General features: G+C 73.7%; 21 protein-coding genes. 10 read left to right on the forward strand and 11 right to left on the reverse strand.

The genetic code is table 11. The annotated features are described in order from the left end of the window. The first annotated feature begins 89 nt into the window (after positions 1-89). Positions 90-1025, forward strand: coding sequence for an EamA family transporter (locus tag AC0QU1_RS12175; protein ID WP_483569611.1), 936 nt, complete (start codon positions 90-92; stop codon positions 1023-1025). A gap of 29 nt (positions 1026-1054) precedes the next feature. On the opposite strand, the gene AC0QU1_RS12180 is transcribed toward AC0QU1_RS12175, so the two are convergent. Then, positions 1055-2107, reverse strand: coding sequence for a hypothetical protein (locus AC0QU1_RS12180; RefSeq protein WP_483569612.1), 1053 nt, complete (start codon positions 2105-2107; stop codon positions 1055-1057). A 139-nt stretch (positions 2108-2246) separates the two neighbouring features. Here AC0QU1_RS12180 and AC0QU1_RS12185 point away from each other — a divergent pair, with 139 nt between their 5' ends. After that, positions 2247-2816 (forward strand): DinB family protein, encoded by a 570-nt coding sequence (locus tag AC0QU1_RS12185; protein WP_483569613.1) that lies wholly within the window; start codon positions 2247-2249, stop codon positions 2814-2816. Positions 2817-2832: 16 nt separating this feature from the next. On the opposite strand, the gene AC0QU1_RS12190 is transcribed toward AC0QU1_RS12185, so the two are convergent. After that, positions 2833-3771, reverse strand: coding sequence for a LysR family transcriptional regulator (locus tag AC0QU1_RS12190; protein WP_483569614.1), 939 nt, complete (start codon positions 3769-3771; stop codon positions 2833-2835). A gap of 95 nt (positions 3772-3866) precedes the next feature. Here AC0QU1_RS12190 and AC0QU1_RS12195 point away from each other — a divergent pair, with 95 nt between their 5' ends. Genes AC0QU1_RS12195 through AC0QU1_RS12205 form a run of 3 tightly spaced genes read left to right on the forward strand, consistent with a single transcriptional unit; the run spans position 3867 to position 6966 of the window. Continuing rightward, the gene (locus tag AC0QU1_RS12195) at positions 3867-4907 is read left to right on the forward strand and encodes a threonine ammonia-lyase (RefSeq protein WP_483569615.1); all 1041 of its coding nucleotides are present in this window, start codon (positions 3867-3869) and stop codon (positions 4905-4907) included. A 10-nt stretch (positions 4908-4917) separates the two neighbouring features. Then, on the forward strand, positions 4918-5538 hold the full coding sequence (locus AC0QU1_RS12200; protein ID WP_483569616.1) for an L-threonylcarbamoyladenylate synthase: 621 nt from the start codon (positions 4918-4920) through the stop codon (positions 5536-5538). A 9-nt stretch (positions 5539-5547) separates the two neighbouring features. Beyond that, positions 5548-6966 (forward strand): UTP--glucose-1-phosphate uridylyltransferase, encoded by a 1419-nt coding sequence (locus AC0QU1_RS12205; protein ID WP_483569617.1) that lies wholly within the window; start codon positions 5548-5550, stop codon positions 6964-6966. Here the strand turns inward: AC0QU1_RS12205 and AC0QU1_RS12210 are convergent. Continuing rightward, positions 6963-8327: a Gfo/Idh/MocA family protein gene (locus AC0QU1_RS12210; protein ID WP_483616515.1), complete on the reverse strand. Its 1365-nt coding sequence runs from the start codon at positions 8325-8327 to the stop codon at positions 6963-6965. The two genes, AC0QU1_RS12205 and AC0QU1_RS12210, sit on opposite strands and share 4 nt — an antisense overlap. A 155-nt stretch (positions 8328-8482) precedes the next feature. Here AC0QU1_RS12210 and AC0QU1_RS12215 point away from each other — a divergent pair, with 155 nt between their 5' ends. Further along, entirely contained in the window at positions 8483-9091 is a 609-nt protein-coding gene (locus AC0QU1_RS12215; RefSeq protein ID WP_483569619.1) for a tyrosine-type recombinase/integrase, read from the forward strand. An 18-nt stretch (positions 9092-9109) separates the two neighbouring features. On the opposite strand, the gene AC0QU1_RS12220 is transcribed toward AC0QU1_RS12215, so the two are convergent. Continuing rightward, positions 9110-9745 carry a GNAT family N-acetyltransferase gene (locus tag AC0QU1_RS12220; protein WP_483569620.1) on the reverse strand — a complete coding sequence of 212 codons (636 nt, stop codon included), beginning with the start codon at positions 9743-9745 and terminating at the stop codon, positions 9110-9112. Positions 9746-9894: 149 nt separating this feature from the next. Between AC0QU1_RS12220 and ectA the strand changes: the two genes are divergently transcribed. The 4 genes from ectA (at position 9895) to thpD (ending at position 13205) form a co-directional block, all read left to right on the forward strand. Continuing rightward, positions 9895-10413 carry a diaminobutyrate acetyltransferase gene (gene ectA / locus AC0QU1_RS12225; protein WP_483569621.1) on the forward strand — a complete coding sequence of 173 codons (519 nt, stop codon included), beginning with the start codon at positions 9895-9897 and terminating at the stop codon, positions 10411-10413. Between the two features lie 64 nt (positions 10414-10477). Continuing rightward, positions 10478-11872, forward strand: a complete 1395-nt coding sequence (gene ectB / locus AC0QU1_RS12230; protein WP_483569622.1) for a diaminobutyrate--2-oxoglutarate transaminase — start codon at positions 10478-10480, stop codon at positions 11870-11872. Next, positions 11869-12285, forward strand: a complete 417-nt coding sequence (locus AC0QU1_RS12235; protein WP_483569623.1) for an ectoine synthase — start codon at positions 11869-11871, stop codon at positions 12283-12285. The genes ectB and AC0QU1_RS12235 overlap by 4 nt, the downstream gene beginning before the upstream one ends. Further along, complete coding sequence (gene thpD / locus AC0QU1_RS12240) at positions 12282-13205, forward strand: ectoine hydroxylase (RefSeq protein ID WP_483569624.1); 924 nt, start codon at positions 12282-12284, stop codon at positions 13203-13205. Before AC0QU1_RS12235 ends, thpD begins: the two co-directional genes overlap by 4 nt. 34 nt (positions 13206-13239) lie before the next feature. Here thpD and AC0QU1_RS12245 read toward each other — a convergent pair whose 3' ends face one another. From AC0QU1_RS12245 to AC0QU1_RS12275, 7 genes are read right to left on the reverse strand one after another with little or no spacing between them, the layout of a single operon-like run. Further along, the gene (locus AC0QU1_RS12245; RefSeq protein WP_483569625.1) at positions 13240-13752 is read right to left on the reverse strand and encodes a Dps family protein; all 513 of its coding nucleotides are present in this window, start codon (positions 13750-13752) and stop codon (positions 13240-13242) included. 25 nt (positions 13753-13777) lie between these two features. Beyond that, positions 13778-14395, reverse strand: coding sequence for a hypothetical protein (locus AC0QU1_RS12250; protein ID WP_483569626.1), 618 nt, complete (start codon positions 14393-14395; stop codon positions 13778-13780). Next, positions 14392-15774, reverse strand: coding sequence for a DUF58 domain-containing protein (locus AC0QU1_RS12255; RefSeq protein WP_483569627.1), 1383 nt, complete (start codon positions 15772-15774; stop codon positions 14392-14394). Before AC0QU1_RS12255 ends, AC0QU1_RS12250 begins: the two co-directional genes overlap by 4 nt. Beyond that, positions 15771-16787 (reverse strand): AAA family ATPase, encoded by a 1017-nt coding sequence (locus AC0QU1_RS12260; protein ID WP_483569628.1) that lies wholly within the window; start codon positions 16785-16787, stop codon positions 15771-15773. Before AC0QU1_RS12260 ends, AC0QU1_RS12255 begins: the two co-directional genes overlap by 4 nt. Then, positions 16780-17310, reverse strand: a complete 531-nt coding sequence (locus tag AC0QU1_RS12265; protein WP_483616517.1) for a hypothetical protein — start codon at positions 17308-17310, stop codon at positions 16780-16782. Before AC0QU1_RS12265 ends, AC0QU1_RS12260 begins: the two co-directional genes overlap by 8 nt. A gap of 13 nt (positions 17311-17323) precedes the next feature. Next, a complete protein-coding gene (locus AC0QU1_RS12270; RefSeq protein WP_483569630.1) occupies positions 17324-18073 on the reverse strand; it encodes a DUF4129 domain-containing protein in 750 nt (249 codons plus the stop codon). Continuing rightward, entirely contained in the window at positions 18070-19272 is a 1203-nt protein-coding gene (locus AC0QU1_RS12275; RefSeq protein ID WP_483569631.1) for a DUF3866 family protein, read from the reverse strand. The genes AC0QU1_RS12270 and AC0QU1_RS12275 overlap by 4 nt, the downstream gene beginning before the upstream one ends. Between the last annotated feature and the right edge of the window lie 11 nt (positions 19273-19283).

The raw sequence follows: 19283 nt of genomic DNA on the forward strand, positions 1-19283 counted from the left end.
ACTCCTAGTCCCTCGCACAACCTCGGAACGGGCCGGTACCCGTAGGCCTGCGGATTCGCAGGCCCGCGGACGACCGGCCAGGAGCACACATGTCATCACCTCGAATCGGGCTGCTCGCCGTCTGCCTCGCCGGAATCCTCTGGGGCACCGGCGGCCTCGCCCTGGAGATCCTCCGCGACCACTCGTCGATGTCCGTCCTGACGGTCAGCGCGTACCGCATGCTGATCGCCGCCCTCGCACTGGTCGGGGCCGCGCTCGCCCTGCGGCGCGGGCCCCGGCTCGTCGCCCTCGTGCGGGCGCACCCGGCGCGCGCCGTCGCCGTCGGCCTGGGCACGGGCGCCTACCAGGCGCTCTACTTCGGGTCCGTGGCGACGGCGGGCGTCACCGTCGCCACGGTCGTCAGCCTGGGCCTGGCGCCGGTCCTCCTCGCGGCCGTTGACCTTGTCCGTGTCCGACGGCGGACGGCGGCCCGCACCCGCAGCACCCTGCGTCTCGCGCTGGTCGTGACCGCCGCGCTGTCCGGCCTCGTGCTGGTGAGCGTCGCGTCCGGCACCGGCGCCGTCGGGACGGGTGCCGTCGACGACGGCGCTGCCGGGGCCCGGCCGGTTCTCGGCCTGCTGCTGGCGGTCGGCTCCGGCTCGGTCTACGCGGCGACCACCGCGCTCGGCAGCACGCTGCTGGCGTCGCCGGCCGTGGACCCGCTCGCCCTGACCACGGTGGCGACGACGGCGGGCGCCGTCGGCCTGGTCCCGGTGGCGCTGGCCGGCGGAGGGCCGTTCGTCACCAGCGACCCGACGGCGGTCGGCACGCTCGCCTACCTCGGCGTGTTCACGATGGCCCTCGCGTACGGGCTGTTCTACGCGGGGCTCCGGACCACGCGCAGCGGCGCGGCAGTCGTCGCGACCTTACTGGAGCCGGTGACGGCGGCGGTCGCCGCTGCCATCGTGCTGGGGGAGCGGCTGGGGCCGGCGGGAGTTGTCGGCTCGGTGCTGATCCTCGCGGCGGTGGCGGGCGTGGAGGACTGACACAAACCAGGGAGGCGTGAGGCGGAGCCTCAGGCGTACGACCAGCGCCCGTCCTGGCGCGGCTTCGGCTGTGCCGGGGCGGGCCCGTAGTCGACGGCGGCCACCTGGCCGGTATTGTACTGGTCCGCGATGTACTGGCTGAACTGGCCCGAGTCGATCGTGTGCGAGTTGTCCTCGTAGTCGTAGCCCTCGTAGCCGGCGGACGAACTGTGCGCGGGGGACGGGGTGTAGCCAGCGGACGGGCTGTACCCGGCAGTGGCCGCGTGCGCACCGGCCGGCGCGGCGGTCGGCGTTGCGTAGGCGGCAGGGGCCGGGGCGGCAGCCGGCGTCGGGCGCGGGGCGGGTGCAGAGGGTGCCACCGCCGAGTGGGCCCCGCTCGTCGCGTGGGCGCCGGAGGCGTAGGACGGCAGGCCGGGCCGGTAGTCGAGCTCGGAACCGGCGGCGTACTCGACCTGGTACCCGGCGCCGGTGGCCGGCCGGTAGGCCGGGAGGGCGCCGGTGATCACGCGCTGCCCGGTCGGCTCCCACGGGTCGGCCTGGGGGTTCGGCGCAGCGAACGCGGGCGCGGCGGCCAGGTCCTGCGCTGCCCGGTTCTGTGCTGCCTGGTTCTGCGCGGCGAACCGCTGGGCGGCGAACAGGGCAGAGGCGCCGGCGTCCGGCTGGACGCCGTTGAGCTCGCCGTGGATGCGCCCGGCGAGGTTCGCGGCGATCGCGAAGCGCAGCGGCGCGAGAGAGTCCACGGACATCGTGCCCGTGACGGCGGGCGGCGGGAGGAACGCGAAGACCTCGTCGTCGCCCAGCTTCAGGCCGTGGGCCAGCGCGGTGTTCAGCGTCTCCTCGAGGAGGTACTCGGCGCGCCCGTCGTCACCCTCAAGGTCGGCGAACATGGCGTCCATGGAGTTCCAGCGGCGTTCGAGCGTGCCCTCGACCGTGTCGAGGAACCACCACCCCTCGAGAGACTCGAGGAACATGTCGCCGAAGCAGGAGGCGAAGCGTGGCGTCTTGTCACCGGTCCCGATCCACGACCACGACGCCAGCGCGAACTCGTAGGCGTCGGGTGTGAATTCTCGGATCAGGTGCACCTTGGGAATGTTGCCACGGTCACACTCCGAACAAAAGAGGCCCAACGGACATGTAACGATTCGGCACGGGTGAATTGCCCAAGTGTTTTCCTGCCGGAAACACGTGGCGGCCGGATCCGGCCGTCGCTACGGTCACGCCATGACTGCCGTCCCGAGTTCCGCGCCCAGCTCCGTCCCGAGGATCGAGCTGCCGCTCGCCGCCGACGAGGTGACGATGCTGCGCTCGTTCATCTCCTTCTACCGCGCGACGATCCTGCGCCAGTGCGAGGGGCTGACGGTGGAGCAGCTCCGCACGCCGCACCCGCCGTCGACCATGACGCTGGCCGGGCTGCTCAAGCACCTCGCCTACGTCGAGGACGTGTGGTTCTCCGTGCGCCTGCTCGGCAACGAGCCGGCTCCGCCGTGGGACACGGTGGACTGGGAAGCGGACATGGACTGGGACTGGCACAGCGCCCTCACGGAGACGCCGGAGGAGCTCACCGCCGGGTTCGAGGCCGCCGTCGCCGCCTCGGAGCGGATCCTGGACCAGGTGCTGGCCGAGGCCGGCGAACGTCGGGAGCCCCCGCTGGACCGGCTCACGGTGCGGCCGGGGCGCCGCGGGCCGATCTCGCTGCGGTGGATCCTTGTGCACATGGTCGAGGAGTACGCCAGGCACGCGGGCCACGCGGACCTGATGCGCGAGGCCCTGGACGGCGCGACCGATATCTGAGACCGTCGGGCCCGACCTACACGGCGGGCACAGGGGTAGCGGGGACTGTAGCGCCCACCGCGACGAGCTGCCGGATCAGGGCCTCCGCCGGCGGGGCGGGCGGGCCAACGGTCAGGGCCATGACCCGCCGCAGCGCCCCCGGCAGGGGAGCGGCGGCGATCCCCGGGTGGCGGTGGGCGCGCAGGGTGAGCCCCGGCAGGAGGCTCACGCCGGCGCCCGCGGCGACCAGGGCCTGCACGGCCACGTAGTCGTCGGTCTCGAAGGCGATGCGCGGGGCGAAGCCGACGGCGGCGCAGCGCGCGACCAGGTCGGCCCGACATCGCTCGCAGCCGGCGATCCACTCGGCGTCGTCCAGCGCCTTCAGGTCGGGCACGAACCCGGGGACCGGGGCCGCGTCCAGGTCGACCGCCGTCACCAGGTTGACCGGGTCGTCGAGGATCGTCGTGGACTCGAAGCGGGACAGGTCGTCGACGGAGCGCGCGTGGCGTACGTCGACGTGCTCGAAGACGAGCGCGACGTCGACGGCCCCTGACTGCAGGGCGGCGACGGCGTCCGGCGGCTCGTGCTCCACCAGGCCCACCGACAGGCCGGGGTGCTCCTGGACGAGCCGCGAGACGGCGTCGGGCACCAGGGTGGCGAGGGCCGACGGGAAGGCGGCGAGGCGGGCGCGGCCGGAGCGCAGCCCGGCGAGGGCGTCCAGCTCGCGGCGGGCGCCCTCGACGCGGCCGAGGATCTCCTCGGCGCGGCTGGCGAGCAGGCGGCCGGCCTCGGTGAGGCGGACGCCGCGGCCGTGCCGCTGGAGCAGCGGGATCCCCGCGTCGGCCTCCAGGCGGGACAGGTGGTGGCTCACCGAGGGCTGGGCGTAGTGCAGCTCCTTGGCCGCTGCCGTGACGGAGCCGGTGCGGGCCACCGCCGCCAGGACGCGCAGCCGGGTGAGGTCGAGCTCTGCGGTCATGTGCCCAGGCTAGCGCAGAAAGATAGGCATGATCGATCGAAAGTCCACGCAACACGTATTGGACCTATAGGTCATGGGCGGGTCACGCTGGATCCATGACGCCAGCGACCGACCTCCGCCCGGCTGTCCGCCCGGCTACCGATCCGGCACTCCTGCCCACCGTCGCCGACGTCCTCGTCGCGCAGTCCCGCCTGGACGGCGCCGTCGTCCGGACCCCCGTCGGCGAGTACCCCGACCTCGACCGCACCACCGGCGCCCACGTCGTCGTCAAGCACGAGAACCAGCAGCGCACCGGCGCCTTCAAGGCGCGCGGCGCGACCAACCTCCTGCTCTCCATGTCCGACGCCGAACGCGCCCGCGGTGTCGTGGCCTACTCCACCGGCAACCACGCCCAGGGCGTCGCCTACGCCGCCCGCCGCACCGGGACGGCCTGCACCATCGTCATGCCCGACGACCCCAACCCGGTCAAGCTCCGCGCCGTCCTCGACCAGGGCGCCGACGTCCTGCTGCACGGCGCGACCTTCGACGACGCGAGCGCCCAGGCCACCGCGCTGGCCGAGGCGTCGGGCGCCCGCCTCGTGGGGGCCGCGAACGAGCCCGCCATCATCGCTGGCGTCGGCACCCTCTACCTCGAGCTGTTCCAGCAGGCGCCCGCCCTCGACGTGCTGGTCGTGCCCGTCGGGGGCGGGTCCGGCGCCGCCGCTGCCGGCCTCGTGGCCGCCGCCGTCGCGCCAGGCACCGAGGTGATCGGCGTCCAGTCCGCCGCCTCGCCCGCCGCACACAACTCCTGGCACACGGGGGCCCTCGTCGAACGCGAGAACGCCACGCGCGCCGAGGGCCTCGCCGTCGGCGGCGCGTTCGAGGTCACCCAGGCCCTCATGCGCAGGCACCTGAGCGACTTCGTGCTCGTCACCGACGACCAGATCGCCACCGCCCAGCAGCTCTACCTCACCGGCGCCCACACGGTCGCCGAGGGCGCGGGCGCCGCGGCGCTCGCCGCCGTCCTGACCTACCCGGAACGGTTCGCCGGACGGCGCGTCGGCGTCGTCTGCACGGGCGGGAACGCGAGCGCGGACGAGCTGCGGCGCGCGCTGCACGAGTCGCTGGAACAGGCACCCGACCAGGGGCGCGACTAGGCTCGGCCGCATGGCCCGCTACTTCGACGTCCACCCCGTCGACCCCCAGCCGCGCACCATCGGCCAGGTCGTCGCCATGCTGCGCGACGACGCCCTGGTCGCCTACCCGACGGACTCCTCCTACGCGCTGGGCTGCCGCATGGAGTACCACGACGGCGCGGACCGGATCCGCAGCATCCGCAGGCTCGACGACAAGCACCACTTCACGCTCGTCTGCTCCGACTTCGCCCAGCTCGGGCAGCTCGTCAAGCTCGACAACTCGGCCTTCCGCGCCATCAAGGCCGCCACCCCCGGGCCCTACACCTTCATCCTCCCGGCCACCGCAGAGGTGCCCCGGCGGCTCGCGCACCCCAAGAAGAAGACAGTGGGCGTGCGCATCCCCGACTCCGCCGTGACCCAGGCCCTGCTGCGCGAGCTCGGCGAGCCCCTGCTGTCCTCGACCCTCATCCTCCCTGACCACGCCGAACCCCTGACCGACGGCTGGACCATCAAGGAGGAGCTCGACCACGTGCTCGACGCCGTCGTGGACGGCGGCGACGCCGGGACCGAGCCAACCACGGTCGTCGACTGGTCCGACGGTTATCCACAGGTGGTCCGCGTCGGGGCCGGAGACGCCACCCGCTTCGAATAGCCTGGCCCCATGACGGACGCTCCCGGGCTCGAGCAGGCCCGCACCAAGATGACCGAGGCAGGCGTAGCCCCCGCCGCCATCGAGACGTTCACCCGGTTCTACCACCTGCTCCAGGGGGGCGAGACCGGCCTCATCCGCGAGGCCGACATCGAACCCCTCGTCGACATCCCCAGCCGCGCCGAGCTCACCATCAGCGACGACGACGCTGCCGCCGCACTCGCCAAGACGGCGATGCTCAAGCTCAACGGCGGCCTCGGCACCTCCATGGGCATGGACCAGGCCAAGTCCCTGCTCCCGGTCCGGCAGGCACCCGGCACCGAGGCCGACGGCGACGGCGAGATCCTCACCTTCCTCGACATCATCGTCGCCCAGGTCCGCGCCGCCCGGCAGGCCACGGGAGCCCGCCTCCCGCTCCTGTTCATGAACTCCTTCCGCACCCGCGACGACTCGCTCGCCGCCCTGGAGCGCTACCCCGACCTCGCCGTCGACGGCCTGCCCGTCGACTTCCTCCAGAACCGCGAGCCCAAGCTCCTCGCCACCGACCTCACGCCCGTCACCTGGGAGCAGGACCCCGAGCTCGAATGGTGCCCGCCGGGCCACGGCGACCTCTACCCGGCCCTGCACACCTCCGGCGTCGTCACCGCCCTCCTGGCAGCCGGCTTCCGGTACCTGTGCGTCTCCAACTCCGACAACCTCGGCGCCACCCCCGACGCCACCATCGCCGCCTGGTTCGCCGCCTCCGGCGCCCCCTACGCCGCAGAGCTCTGCCGCAAGACCCCCGCCGACGTCAAGGGCGGCCAGCTCGTCATCCGCAAGGCCGACGGCCGTATCGTCCAGCGTGAGACCGCCCAGACCCACCCCGACGACGTCGCCGCCTCCCTCGACGCGAGCCGCCACCCCTTCTTCCACACCAACAACCTCTGGTTCGACCTCGAAGCACTCGCGGCCGAGCTGGACCGCACCGGCGGCGTCCTGGAGCTGCCGCTGATCCGCAACGACAAGACCGTCGACCCGGCCGACGCCACCTCACCGAAGGTCGTGCAGATCGAGTCCGCCATGGGCGCCGCCGTCGCGGTCTTCGAGGGCGCGACGGCCATCGAGGTCGAACGCTCCCGGTTCCTGCCCGTCAAGACCACGAACGACCTCCTCGTGCTGCGCTCCGACGTCTACACGCTGACCCCCGACTACCGGCTCGAGGCGCAGGTCCCCGCACCCCTCGTCGACCTCGACAAGGACCACTACAAGCTCATCGACGACTTCACCGCACGGTTCGCCCAGGGCGCCCCGTCCCTGCGCGACGCCGACTCCCTCACCGTCCGCGGCGACTGGACCTTCGGATCCGGCGTCCGCGCCGAGGGCAAGGCGGCGCTCGCGGGCGACGGCGGCACGGTGCCCGACGGCGCGACGGTGGGGCCGGAGGGGTTCTAGGCCGGCGACCGGCCCAGCGACCCGAGCGCGCTGCTCGTCCAGGCCTCGAAGTCGACGACGCCGCCTCCGGTGCGTGACTGCTCTGCCGCGAAGGCCATGAGGTGGCTGTCCAGGGCGGTCGCGAACGACAGCTCGCCCGACCCGACGGTGCCGGCGGCGACGGCCCGGCAGAACGCGTCCATCAGGCCGTCGTCGCCGCCCACGTGGTGCCTGGCCGTGTCGGGGTCGGGCCGGGCGATCAGCGTGTGGGTCGTGTGGCCGAGGGGCCCGTCGACGGCGGAGGCGACCAGCTCGACGCCGGGCAGGCCGTCCGGCAGCCGGCTCGACGGCGAGAACAGGTCGATGCGGAGCTCGCCCGACTCCATGTGCCCGTGGAGCTGGCCGCGGGTCCCGGTGATCGCGAGGTGCCGCGTGTTCTCGGCGGTGAACGCGCTGGCCGTGAGCGTGGCGGTGAGGCCGGAGGCGAACCGCAGGAGCGTCTGCTGGTGGTCGGCCACGTCGTTGTCGCTGTGGTAGACGCAGCGCCCGTACGGTCCCCGCCGCAGGGCGGCGAGGCGGCCGGCGGGGGAGAGGTCGTCGCCGAGCATGGTCACCGGGTGGCCCGTGACGTCGCGCAGGGCGTCCACGTAGTAGCGGGGCGCGTAGAACGGGCAGTCCGCGGACGCCGGGCAGCCGTCGGTGCACCGCTCGGGGGCGCCGGGCGGCGCCTTGTCCGGGCGGAAGTGCAGCAGCGACCCCTCGCTGGACACCGTCCGGGGTGCAGCGCCGGCGAGCCAGCGGATCAGGTCGAGGTCGTGGCACGTCTTGGCGAGCACCATCGGGCTCGACTCCGCTGCGCTGCGCCAGTTCCCCCGCACGAACGAGTGCGCGAAGTGCCAGAACCCGATGTTCTCCCGCACCTCGATGGTCGCGAGCGTGCCGAGCGTCCCGGCCGCGACGAGCGTGCGGACGGCGCGCCAGAACGGCGCGAACCGCAGCACGTGGCCGACGGCGATCCGGGCGCCCGTCACGCGCACCACGCGGGCCAGGTCGGTCAGGCCGTCGAGGGTCGGGGCCGCCGGCTTCTCGAGCAGCATCGGCAGGCCCGCCTCGGCGAGGGCGGTCGCGGCCGCGACGTGCAGGGCGTCCGGCAGGGCGACCACGACGGCGTCGGGCCGCAGGTGGTCGAGGTCGGCGACCAGGTCACGCCAGTCGGGGTAGCGGGCGGCGGTCGTGCCGGCGAGAGCGTCCAGCCGGGTGGGGACCGGATCGGCCACGCCGACGATCCGGGCACGGTCCGGGTGCGCCCGCACCCAGCGGCCGTAGGTCTCGGTACCGCGGCCGCCCGCGCCGAGGACGGCGAGGCGGATGGGGGATGTCATCATCGTTGACCCCTGAGCTCGACGTCGAGGAGGACGATCACCAGGGGCCACAAGGTACTCGTTCCGGGCCGCGGTGAACACGGCCGCTGATCAGCTGGTGGACGTCCTGGCGTGTCTCCTTGGATTAATAGTGTGCCAAGCGTAGATTCAAACCCATGACCAGCCCCGACACCACCTCGCCACCAGCACGGAGCGGGGAGCCCGCCCGCTACCCGCGGCCTCCGGTGACCCTCGACGAGGCCGAGTGGGTCTGGCGCGAGCTGTCCACGGAGGCGATGCGGCCGGGCGCCAAGCCGGAGACGGCGCGGCTCGCCGTGATCACCGGGCTCGTCCGGGCGACCGGCGCGCGGTACGGGGACCTGCTGCGCGTGCGCGTCGAGGACCTCGACCTGGGGCCGGCGCGCGCCCGGGCGTCCGAGGGGACCGTGCTGGTGCGGCACGGCAAGCACCGCACGCCGCGGCGGCACCTGCTCCCGGCCGACCTGGTGGTGCTGCTGAAGCACTGGATGGTGGTGCGCGAGGAGCTGGCGGCCGAGCTGGAGGGTTCCGTGCCGCGGGCGCTGCTGCTCACGGTGCACCACACGCACGACAACGGGACCACCGTCGCGTCCGGCCTGCCGATCACCCGGCAGGGGCTGGTGCTGTCCTGGCGCCGGTTCGTGCATCGCACCAACGCTCGTTACGGCGCCCTGCGCCCGCCGCTGCCCACCCGGTTCGAGCAGGTGCGGCGGGCGTGGACGGAGGCCGCCCAGGAGGAGCGCTGAGGCGCGGGGCGCAGCGATTCAGGATGCGGTTCGGATGCCGAGCAGCGGGGCCTGCGGCGTCGACGACGGCAGCTCCGTGAACCCGTACCGGTCGTAGAACGCCCGCGCCGCGGTGTTCTCGGCCGCGTAGCCCAGGTGCACGCCGGGTACGCCGCGCTCGGCGAGGGCCGCACGGAGCGTGTCGATGAGGCGGGAGCCCAGGCCGCGGCGCTGCAGCACGGGCAGCAGGTCGATGTGCAGGTGCGCGGGGTGCGTCGTGAGCTCGCCGTGGCGCAGCCCGCGGACCATGCGCTCGGGGTCCGCGCCGTCGTGCAGGAGCTGGGCCTCGGTGTAGCCGGGGCGGTGGCCCGTGGCCGGGCCGGGCGCGGGATGGCGGGCGACGAAGCCCGGCGTCCACTCGCGGGCCCACCAGTCGACGAACGACCGGGTGTCGGCGGCGGCGACGATGTACCCGGCGGCCCGGCCCTCGTGCTCGACCACCCAGGCGAGGTCGGGGGAGTGGTCCACGTAGGGGAGTGCGTAGACGTCGGGCATGATCAGGTCCGACGAGTACACGCCGCGCGCGTCGCCGCCGGCCGCGGCGGTGCGGACGCAGACGTCGGCGACGTCGGCGCGGTCGGCGACGTCGTAGGGGCGGATGAAAGGCTCGGTCACCCGGGCACCCTAACGTGCCGGCCGGACACGCCGGCCGGGCGGGGCGATGGTGGTGACCACGAGTTTGCCGCGGAATCTTGCGGGTAACGGGATCGTCATGAGATCGCCATGTGCAATTGTGGCATAAGTTCGTTACGGTCGATGGCGCCATGCAGAACCTCGATGAGGAACTCAAGCACATCCATCCGACCGAAACCACGGTGGCGCTGAGGGAGCCCACCGTCGCCGACGGAGCGGCGATGTGGCGCCTCGCCCGCGACTCCAAGACGCTGGACCTCAACTCTTCCTACGCGTACCTGCTCTGGGCCAGGGACTTCGCCCGGACCTCCGTGATCGTCACCGTGGACGACGAACCCGCCGGGTTCGTCACGGGATACGTCCGCCCGGACGAGCCGACCACCCTGATGGTCTGGCAGGTCGCCGTCGACCACGCCTATCGCGGGCAGCGGCTGGCCTCCCGGATGCTCGCGCACCTCGCCGGGCAGCATCCGGGGTGCACCCACGTGGAGACCACCATCACCTCGGACAACACGGCGTCCATCGCCCTGTTCATGTCCTTCGCGTCGGCCCAGGGTGCGCCCGTCGACGTGCGGACCGTCTTCCCGGCGGAGGCGTTCCCGGACGGCCACGATGCGGAGCTGGTGTTCCGCATCGGCCCGCTCACCTGACCCCGTCACACCGATCGACCCCAGAGCCGTGTCCGGTCACCGAGGCCGGACCGTGGAAGGAGCCATGCGTCCGAACACCACCATGCCAACGGACAGGTCCGACGACGTGTCCACCACCCAACCCCAGCCCGACGTCTTCGCCGAGCTCGAGTCGCAGGTCCGCAGCTACTGTCGCGGCTGGCCCACCACCTTCACCACGGCGTCCGGCAGCACGCTGCGCGCCGAGGACGGCCGAAGCTACCTCGACTTCTTCGCCGGAGCGGGCGCCCTCAACTACGGGCACAACCACCCGGTGCTGCTCGACGCGCTGCTCGACTACCTGCGCGACGGCGGCATCGTGCACGCGCTGGACATGCACACCACCGCCAAGCGGGAGTTCCTGGAGACGTTCCGCGACCTGATCCTGGCGCCGCGCGGCCTGGACTACAAGGTCATGTTCCCCGGGCCCACCGGGACCAACTCCGTGGAGAGCGCGCTCAAGCTCGCGCGCAAGGTGACCGGCCGGCAGCACATCCTCTCGTTCACCAACGCGTTCCACGGGATGACACTGGGCTCCCTGTCGGTGACCGGCAACTCCATGAAGCGCAACGGTGCAGGCCTGCCGCTCACGAACAGCTCGAAGATCCCCTACGACGACTACTTCTCCGGCGCGATCGAGGACTTCCTGTGGCTCGAACGCGTGCTCAGCGACAGCGGGTCGGGCGTGGACCAGCCCGCAGCGATCATCGTGGAGTCGGTCCAGGGCGAGGGCGGCCTGAGCGCGGCGCGGCCGGAGTGGCTGCGGGCCCTCGCCGACCTGTGCCGCGCCCACGAGATCCTGCTGATCGTCGACGACGTGCAGGCGGGCTGCGGCCGGACCGGGGACTTCTTCAGCTTCGAGCAGGCCGGCATCACACCCGACATCGTGTGCCTGTCCAAGTCGATCTCCGGGTTCGGCCTGTCGATGGCGCTCACGCTCATCCGGCCCGAGCTCGACCAGTGGGAGCCAGGCGAGCACAACGGGACGTTCCGCGGCCAGAACACGTCGTTCGTCACGGCGACGGCGGCGCTCCGCGAGTTCTGGTCCGACGACGCGTTCGCCGCGGGGGTCCGCGAGCGCAGTGAGGACCTGCACGAGGGCCTGGCGCAGATCGCGAACGGCTACGAGGGCGCTGTGGTCAAGGGCCGGGGCTTCCTGACGGGCATCAAGTTCCCGGACCCGGCGGCGGCGTCGAGCATCGCGGCGGCGGCGTACGAGCGGGGCCTGCTGGTCGAGACGTCGGGGCCGGAGGACGAGGTGCTCAAGGCGATGCCCGCCCTGACCATCACCGCGGACGAGCTGCGCTCGGGGGTGGACATCATCGCGGCGGCGACCGCGGAGGTGCTGGGGCCGCCGGCGATCTCGGACGCCGCGCGGGGTGGCGTTGCGCGGGGCGGCGTCGCACGAGGAGAGGAACCGCGAGGAGAGGAGAACACGTGATAGTCACCCGAATTGCCGACCTGGAAGGTACCGACCGCGACGTGCGGACGGAGACCTGGCGCAGCCGGCGGCTCGTGCTGGCGCAGGAGGGCGTGGGGTTCTCGTTCCACGAGACCACGATGTACGCGGGCACGGAGACCGAGATGTGGTACGCGAACCACGTCGAGGCCGTGTACTGCGTGGGCGGTACCGGTGAGCTGGAGAACCGGGAGACCGGTGAACGGCACCAGATCGCCGACGGCACGATGTACCTGCTGGACGGCAACGAGAAGCACACCATGCGTCCGACGACGGACCTGCGGCTGATCTGCACCTTCAACCCGCCGGTCACCGGGCGGGAGGTGCATGACGCCGACGGCGTGTACCCGCTGCTGACCGAGAGACCGATCACCGAGGAGGAGGCCGCCGTATGACGACGGACACCATGAACGACACCGGGAACCTCGCCGACCAGCCGGAGGACCTGTACCCGACACGCGTGGAGGGCGACGCCGTCGAGCTCCCGCGGCAGGACCGGGTGGTCTGGGGCGGGGCCGACGACGGCCCGCTGGACCAGGAGCTCCTGGACGGGTTCGAGCGGAACGGGTACCTCGTGCTCGAGGATCTCGTGACGCCGGCGGAGATCGAGGAGTTCCGCGCGGAGCTGCGCCGTCTGGCCACGGATCCCGTGGTGCGGGCGGACGAGCGCACCATCATCGAGGGGACGTCGCAGGAGGTGCGGACGATCTTCGAGGTGCACAGGACCAGCGAGGTCTTCGCCCGCATCGCGAACGACCCGCGGGTGGTGGGCCGGGCGCGGCAGCTCCTCGGGTCGGACGTGTACATCCACCAGAGCCGGGTGAACCTGAAGCCGGGGTTCGGCGGGGGCGACTTCGCGTGGCACTCGGACTTCGAGACCTGGCACGCGGAGGACGGCCTGCCCCGGATGCGGACGGTCAGCATCTCGATCTCGCTGACCGACAACTACTCGTTCAACGGTCCGCTGATGATCATGCCGGGGACGCACAAGACGTACGTCTCGTGCAGCGGGAAGACGCCGGAGGACAACTTCCGCAAGTCGCTGGTGATGCAGAACGCCGGCACCCCGGACGAGGGCATCCTGACCCGCATGGCCGACGAGCACGGCATCGACGTGCTGACCGGCCGGGCCGGGAGCGCCATCATGTTCGACTGCAACTGCATCCACGGCTCGAACGGCAACATCTCGCCGTACCCGAGGTCGAACATCTTCCTGGTCTACAACAGCGTGGAGAACACGGCGGTGCGGCCGTTCGCCGCGGCGTCGGCGCGGCCGACGTTCCTCGGGGCGCGGGACTTCGCGCCCGTCGGCTGATCCGTGCTCGGCCTCGGGGTCGGTCTCGGGGGCCTCAGGCCCCCGGGATCGACCCGGACGCCGACTCCAGGTGGGCGCGGACGAACCACTGGAACTGCTCGAGGTCGTGCAGGTGGCCGATGAGCAGGTCGTTGGTGACGTCGTCGACGCCGGCAGTGTCGGCGGCGGCCTTGCGGTGGAATGTGATGATGGAGTCGTAGACGTCGTCGAGCGCGCCGAGGTGCTCGATGGCGGGGGCGCGGCCGAGCTTGTAGTCGTCCCAGTTCCGGGCGGCGACGAGGGCGCCGGGCGTGCCGACCGGGACCGAGCCGAGCGTCGCTATGCGTTCGGCGATCTGGTCGACCATGGCGCGCACGGCGTCGACCTGGGGGTCGATCATCTCGTGGACGCCGATGAAGTGCGGACCCACCACGTTCCAGTGCACGTGCTTGAGGGTCAGGTGCAGCTCGTTGAGCGCGTGCAGCCGCTGCTGCAGGATCTCGGCGACCTCGGCCCCCTGCTCTGGCGTGAGGGACGGGACGGTGTACCGGGGCAGCTCCGGGGACATGTGGCCTCTCCTGTTCAGCCGGCGATCAGTCCTGTCCATCGTCACGCGCGGAGCCACGGGTCGCCAGCGCGGCGAGCGCGGTCCCGAGCACCGCGAGCGCGGCGAGCAGGATTGCGCCCGGCAGGGTCGCCCCGGTGGCGAGCAGGGCGAGGCCGCCGAGCAGGCCGGTCGCGCCGAGGACGACGGCGTCGCGCCGCCAGCCGGTCGCGAGCGCCGCGAGCTCGGCGCGTCCGCGGAACGGGACGTGCGCAGCCCACCAGGAGACACGGGCGACCAGGTAGCCGAGGAGCGCGACGAGGAGTGCCCACGGGTCGAACGGCTCGGCGGTGAAGCCCCACAGGAGCACCCCGGACAGCACGATGATGCCGCCCGCTGTCGTGGGGCCGGGGCGCAGGACGGCAAAGCCGGTGCTCAGGGCGACCACCGTTCCGACGATCGCGGCCGACAGGCCGGGCGTGCGGGAGGCGGCGACCAGGAGCAGCGTCGGCACGAGCAGGAGCAGTGCGGCCCGCAGCATCCAGCCCCGGAGGGTGGGGCCGGTCTCGACGGTCACCTCGGGCAGCGGTCGCGCGGCGGGGTCGGACAGGCGCAGCCTGAGCCGGGCCCAGCGTCGTCCGGCCCCGGCCGACAGGCCGCGGATCATGGCACACGCCCGGGGACGTGGCGCTGCGCGGCCCTGGCCAGGGCCTCGAACTGCACGGCCGCCCGCTCGCGCTCTGCCCCTGCCGACCGTGCGGCCCAGCGCACCACTGGCACGCCCTCGCCCGCGAGGGCGGCGAGCCGGTCCTCGCGTTCCAGGCGGGCGATGCGCCACGCGATCCACAGGTGGTGCTCGACGACGGGGTGCACGTCGGGCAGGGTGTCGACCACCACGACGGGGTGGCCCTTGGCCCGCCAGGTGCGCACCAGGTGCAGCGGCTCGTCGTCAAGCACGGTGGTGAACAGGTAGACGATGGCGTCGGCGGGCACCTGCGGCGGGCGCACCCGGTGCACCGCGGCGCGGTCCTTCGGGTGGGCCAGGGCCAGGCCGTGCACCACGCGCCGCAGGTGCCGCCGTCCCGAGGCGGGTGGGAGCGGGCGCCGTCGGCGGGCGAGGTCTTCCAGGCCGACCCGGTCGCCCGCCTCGACGAGGGCCCTGGCCACGGAGGCGGCCGCGTGCCGGGCGAGGTCGAGCGACGTCGGCTCGTCGACGCGGAGCGTGCCGTAGCCGCGCCAGGTCCGCACGTCCGGGCCGACGTCGTCCCGCGAGTCCACGACGAGCACGGCGGTCGCCTCCGCCGGGGCGTAGGTGCGCCGGACGTACAGGGTGTCGAGGTCGGGAGACCGGCGGGCGGTGGTGCGCCAGTCGATCCGGCGCAGCCGGTCGCCGGGCGTGAAGGGGTGGATGTCGCGCAGCTCGGCGCCGTCGCCCAGCCGCCGCGACGAGTGCGGTCCGGTCAGGCCGCGCAGGCGGTGCGGCAGCGGGAGCCGGCCCAGCGGGGCCGCGCCCGGCAGCACGAGGCGGCGTGCGCCGCCGACCTGTGTGGGCTCCTGCTCCCAGGCCTCGTGCCGGGACGCACGCAGGTCGACGGCGAAGGTGTCCTGCGGTCCGGTGCGCACGGAGGACAGGCGCAGCGGGATCCGCCGCTCCTCCGCGCGCGTGACGAGCGCGATGTTCGTGCTGCGGTGGCCGGCGGCTCCGATACGGAGGTGGGCGACGGCCGTGCCCGTGGTACCGGTGGCGCCCGTGAGGTGGAGCGTCGCGGTGAGCTCGCCGGCGGTGGCGGGACCCTCTGGCTCGTGCAGGCTGCCGCGCAGGAGCGGCCCGGGACGCACGGAGCGGGCCCAGGCCACCGCGAGCAGGCCCGGTACGCCGAGGAGGGCGAGGTCGGCGCGGCCCCCGGCGACGCCGAGGCCGAGCAGCACCACGCCGGTCACGACGGCGGCGGTGTGCGCGGAGGTGAGCCGCCAGCCGCGGTGACCGTCGGCCGGTGTGCCGGCGGAGGTCCGCCCGCGGGCGACGATGATGCCGCCGACGGTCATCGGGTGCGCACCGTCGCGGGCGTCGGCACGAGGTGCAGGAGGTCCGAGACCACGGTCTCGGGCCGGGTGGCGGAGGCCCACGCGGTCGGGGTGAGGGTGATGCGGTGGGCGAGGACCGGCACGGCGACGCGCTTGACGTCCTCCGGCAGCACGTAGTCGCGTCCGTCGAGGACGGCGACGGCGCGGGCGAGGAGCACAAGGTTCTGTGACCCGCGGGGCGAGGCGCCGACCTCGAGGGCCTGGTGGCCGCGCGTGGCCGCGGCGAGGTCCACGCAGTAGCGGACGACGTCGGGGTCGACCGGGACCGCCTCGGTCCCCGCCTGCATGGCCAGGACCGTCGCCGGGTCGACGACCTGCGCCACGGGGGCCGCCTCCTGCCTGCGGGCGAGCCGCCGGTCGAGGACCTCCGCCTCCTGGGCCGGGTCGGGGTAGCCGACCGCGAGGCGGACCATGAACCGGTCGAGCTGGGCCTCCGGCAGCGGGTACGTGCCCTCGTACTCGACCGGGTTGGAGGTGGCCAGCACGTGGAAGGGGCGGGGCAGGGAGCGGCTGGTGCCCTCGATGGAGACCTGCCGCTCCGCCATGGCCTCCAGGAGCGCCGACTGGGTCTTCGGCGCCGTGCGGTTGATCTCGTCGGCGAGGAAGAGGCCGGTGAAGACGGGACCCGAACGGAACTCGAACGTGCGCGTGGCCGGGTCGAACACGGAGGAGCCGGTGATGTCGGCAGGGAGCAGGTCGGGGGTGCACTGCAGCCGGGCGAAGTCGAGGCCGAGGGCCGTCGCGAGGGACCGGGCCGCGAGCGTCTTGCCGAGGCCGGGCACGTCCTCGAAGAGCACATGCCCGCCGGCGAGGATGGTGGCGAGCGCCACCTGCAGCGCCTCGCGCATGCCGACGACGGCGGTGCCCACCTCGGCGAGGACCCGTTCCCCCAGCGCGGCGACGTCGGCGACGGGAAGGGGTGCCGGGTTGGTGGTGCTCGGATCGGTGCTGCTCGGACGGGTGTGGTCAGGCACGGTTCTCCTCGGTGGTGGGCGCTGGCGGGCGCGCGGCAGGACTGACTGTCGGGGCCGACGGCGCCGGTCCCAGACGTTCGATCGCATCGAGCCACGTCTGCAGGGTGCGTGCCGTTGGCGGCTCGCGGGACCAGAGCTGGCTCAGGACACGGGCGCCGAGCAGGCGTTCGGCGTCGGGCCGGGCGGCGGGGTCGGACGGGTCGACGCCGTGCGCACGCAGCCGGTCGATAGCGAGCGCCCGCACGCGGCGCACGACCCGGTCGGTGACGCGCCCGTCGCGCCCGAACACGGACCAGCCCAGGTCGGAGACGTCGTGCCGTCCGCCGGGACGGGCCTCGACGACGACGCGCGGCCAGTCGGGGTCTTCGACACCCGTCTCGGTGCCGGACCAGAGCACGCCCGCCGCCACGGCGAGCGCGGCCGCGCCCACGGCGTGCCACAGGTCGATGACCTGCCAGAACGCGAGCGCGCCCGTGGCGAGGCCCGCCAGGACCGCGACGGTGGTGACACGCCGCCAGTTCACGGGCACCCCCGGCTCATGCCGGTCCACGGCCGGCGGCCGGTGCGGCGTCGTCGAGGCCCGTGCCGGGATCCTGGCCGGGATCGCGGACGTCCAGGCTGCGCGCGATGTCCGCGAGCGCCGACCGGGCCTGGGTGACGGCGGTGCTGTCGATGGGCCGGTCGGTGAAGCGGGCGCGCTGGTAGAGGGTGCGCAGCCGGGCGACGGCGGCGGGTGGTGCGGGGGTGGCGGCGAGGACGGCGCCGGCGAACTCGGTGGGCGTCTGGGCGGGGTCGCGGTGGGTGCCTGCGCGGGCGGCGGCTTCTTCGAGGGCTACCCAGGCGGCGACGACGGCGTCGCGGGGGCGGGCGTGGCCGTCGAGGTGGGCCAGGGCGCGGGTGACGGCGTCCTGCAGCTCGGGGAGGTCGACGTCGTCGCCGGTGGTTGTGGTGGTTGCCCCGGGGGTGAGGTGGTCGCGGGCGGTGTCGGTGCGTTCGCGGCGGGCGGCGAGGAGCTGTCGGACGACGAGGGTGAGGAGGGCGGCGACCAGGAGCACCGCGAGGGCGATCATGACCAGGCCGATCCAGGGCGGGCTGGGCGGGCCGGTGGGTGGCGGAGGTGGTGGGGTGGCGTCGGCGGTCGCTGTGTGCTGGGGCTGGGTGGGCAGGGCGATCTCCGGGACGGGTAGCTGGGGTGGGCTGAAGCGCCAGGGTCCGGCGGTGGCGGCGCCGAGTACGGCGATGGTGACGAGCAGGCAGACGGCGGTGAGGCGGGCGCGGGGGGTCATGCGGTGGGTGTGGTGTCGGTGGCGAGTGTGTGGGCGTGGAGGCCGGCGACGGCGGCCGCGACGAAGGAGGCGGGGTCGCCGTCGAGGCTGCGGCCCATGGTGCGCAGTCCGCCGGGGCAGGTGCGCAGGGTGTCGACGAGTGCGGTGTCGGCGGGGACGTCGACGAGGGTGTGCCGGGCGGTCCCGGCGTCCTCGACCAGGGACCGGGCCTGCTCGTCGATGCGGCGGGTGAGGTCGGCGCCCCAGGCGGGCAGGTTCTCGACGTCAGCGGTGGGGACGGGGACGGGGATGTCGGCGGGCGCGAGCGCGACGCGGCCGTAGGCGGTGAGCGAGTGGTGGGAGATGCCGAGGTGGCGGTCGCGCAGGTCGGCCCCGGAGACGCGCAGCGAGGCGACGGGCCGCCCGCGGAGGGTGGCGGCGGCGTTGACGGCCTCGCCCGCTGCGACGCCGGAGTAGCCCCAGCGCGTTCCGGTCCCGAGGTTGCCGGGCCCCTGGACGACGACGGCGACGTCGCACCCGGCGACGTGCCGGGCGGCCAGGAGGCCGGTGTGCACGGTGACGGCCTCCAGGTCGCCGCCGAACGCCTGGCCGACGGTGACGCAGGTGGTGAGCCAGCCGGCGTCGCGCAGGGCGGCGATGGTGCGGGAGAACGCGGCGGGCAGGGCGCCGCCGTCGGTCATGACGTAGGCGACCTTGAGCGCGTCGGGGCTTGTGTTGCCGGCGGCCGCCGCGTGCCGGAGGCCCGCGACCACGGCGGGCAGCGCGGAATGCAGGTCGGCGACGACGACGGGCATGCCGTCGAGGCTGTCGGCGTCGGCGAGGAGGCCGTGGTGGGGCGACTCCTGCTCGTCGACGCCGAGCACCATGGCCTGCAGGGGCGTGTACCGGGCCTTGACGAGGTGGCCGGGTCCGGGCGCGGGGTCGGGCGGGAGCTGGGCGGTGGCGGGGCCGACGACGAGCGCGTACCCACCGGTGCCCAGGCCGCGGCCGAGGGCGGACACGTTCAGCAGCAGGGCGTCGCCGGGGGCGGGCCGGCCGACCAGGTCGGTGTAGGCCAGGGCGCGGACGGTCACGCCGTGCGCCGTGCCCGCCATACTCCCCGCGGTGCCGAGCGGCCGGTCGAGCGTCACCTCCAGCTCGAGGGCACCCCGCCACGACTTGCCTGTGGAAATCACGGTCCCGATCCGCCACGTCATCACACGATGGAGGC

The sequence above is a fragment of the Promicromonospora noduliphila genome (genome assembly GCF_056951025.1).

Bases quoted from the DNA above. Each gene is read 5' to 3' on its own strand.
- thpD (WP_483569624.1), top strand. From the start codon at position 12,282: ATGACGACGGACACCATGAACGACACCGGGAACCTCGCCGACCAGCCG.
- AC0QU1_RS12175 (WP_483569611.1), top strand. From the start codon at position 90: ATGTCATCACCTCGAATCGGGCTGCTCGCCGTCTGCCTCGCCGGAATC.
- AC0QU1_RS12205 (WP_483569617.1), top strand. From the start codon at position 5,548: ATGACGGACGCTCCCGGGCTCGAGCAGGCCCGCACCAAGATGACCGAG.
- AC0QU1_RS12250 (WP_483569626.1), bottom strand. From the start codon at position 14,395: ATGATCCGCGGCCTGTCGGCCGGGGCCGGACGACGCTGGGCCCGGCTC.
- ectB (WP_483569622.1), top strand. From the start codon at position 10,478: ATGCGTCCGAACACCACCATGCCAACGGACAGGTCCGACGACGTGTCC.
- ectA (WP_483569621.1), top strand. From the start codon at position 9,895: ATGCAGAACCTCGATGAGGAACTCAAGCACATCCATCCGACCGAAACC.
- AC0QU1_RS12190 (WP_483569614.1), bottom strand. From the start codon at position 3,771: ATGACCGCAGAGCTCGACCTCACCCGGCTGCGCGTCCTGGCGGCGGTG.
- AC0QU1_RS12185 (WP_483569613.1), top strand. From the start codon at position 2,247: ATGACTGCCGTCCCGAGTTCCGCGCCCAGCTCCGTCCCGAGGATCGAG.
- AC0QU1_RS12210 (WP_483616515.1), bottom strand. From the start codon at position 8,327: ATGACATCCCCCATCCGCCTCGCCGTCCTCGGCGCGGGCGGCCGCGGT.
- AC0QU1_RS12200 (WP_483569616.1), top strand. From the start codon at position 4,918: ATGGCCCGCTACTTCGACGTCCACCCCGTCGACCCCCAGCCGCGCACC.
- AC0QU1_RS12270 (WP_483569630.1), bottom strand. From the start codon at position 18,073: ATGACCCCCCGCGCCCGCCTCACCGCCGTCTGCCTGCTCGTCACCATC.
- AC0QU1_RS12245 (WP_483569625.1), bottom strand. From the start codon at position 13,752: ATGTCCCCGGAGCTGCCCCGGTACACCGTCCCGTCCCTCACGCCAGAG.
- AC0QU1_RS12255 (WP_483569627.1), bottom strand. From the start codon at position 15,774: ATGACCGTCGGCGGCATCATCGTCGCCCGCGGGCGGACCTCCGCCGGC.
- AC0QU1_RS12195 (WP_483569615.1), top strand. From the start codon at position 3,867: ATGACGCCAGCGACCGACCTCCGCCCGGCTGTCCGCCCGGCTACCGAT.
- AC0QU1_RS12215 (WP_483569619.1), top strand. From the start codon at position 8,483: ATGACCAGCCCCGACACCACCTCGCCACCAGCACGGAGCGGGGAGCCC.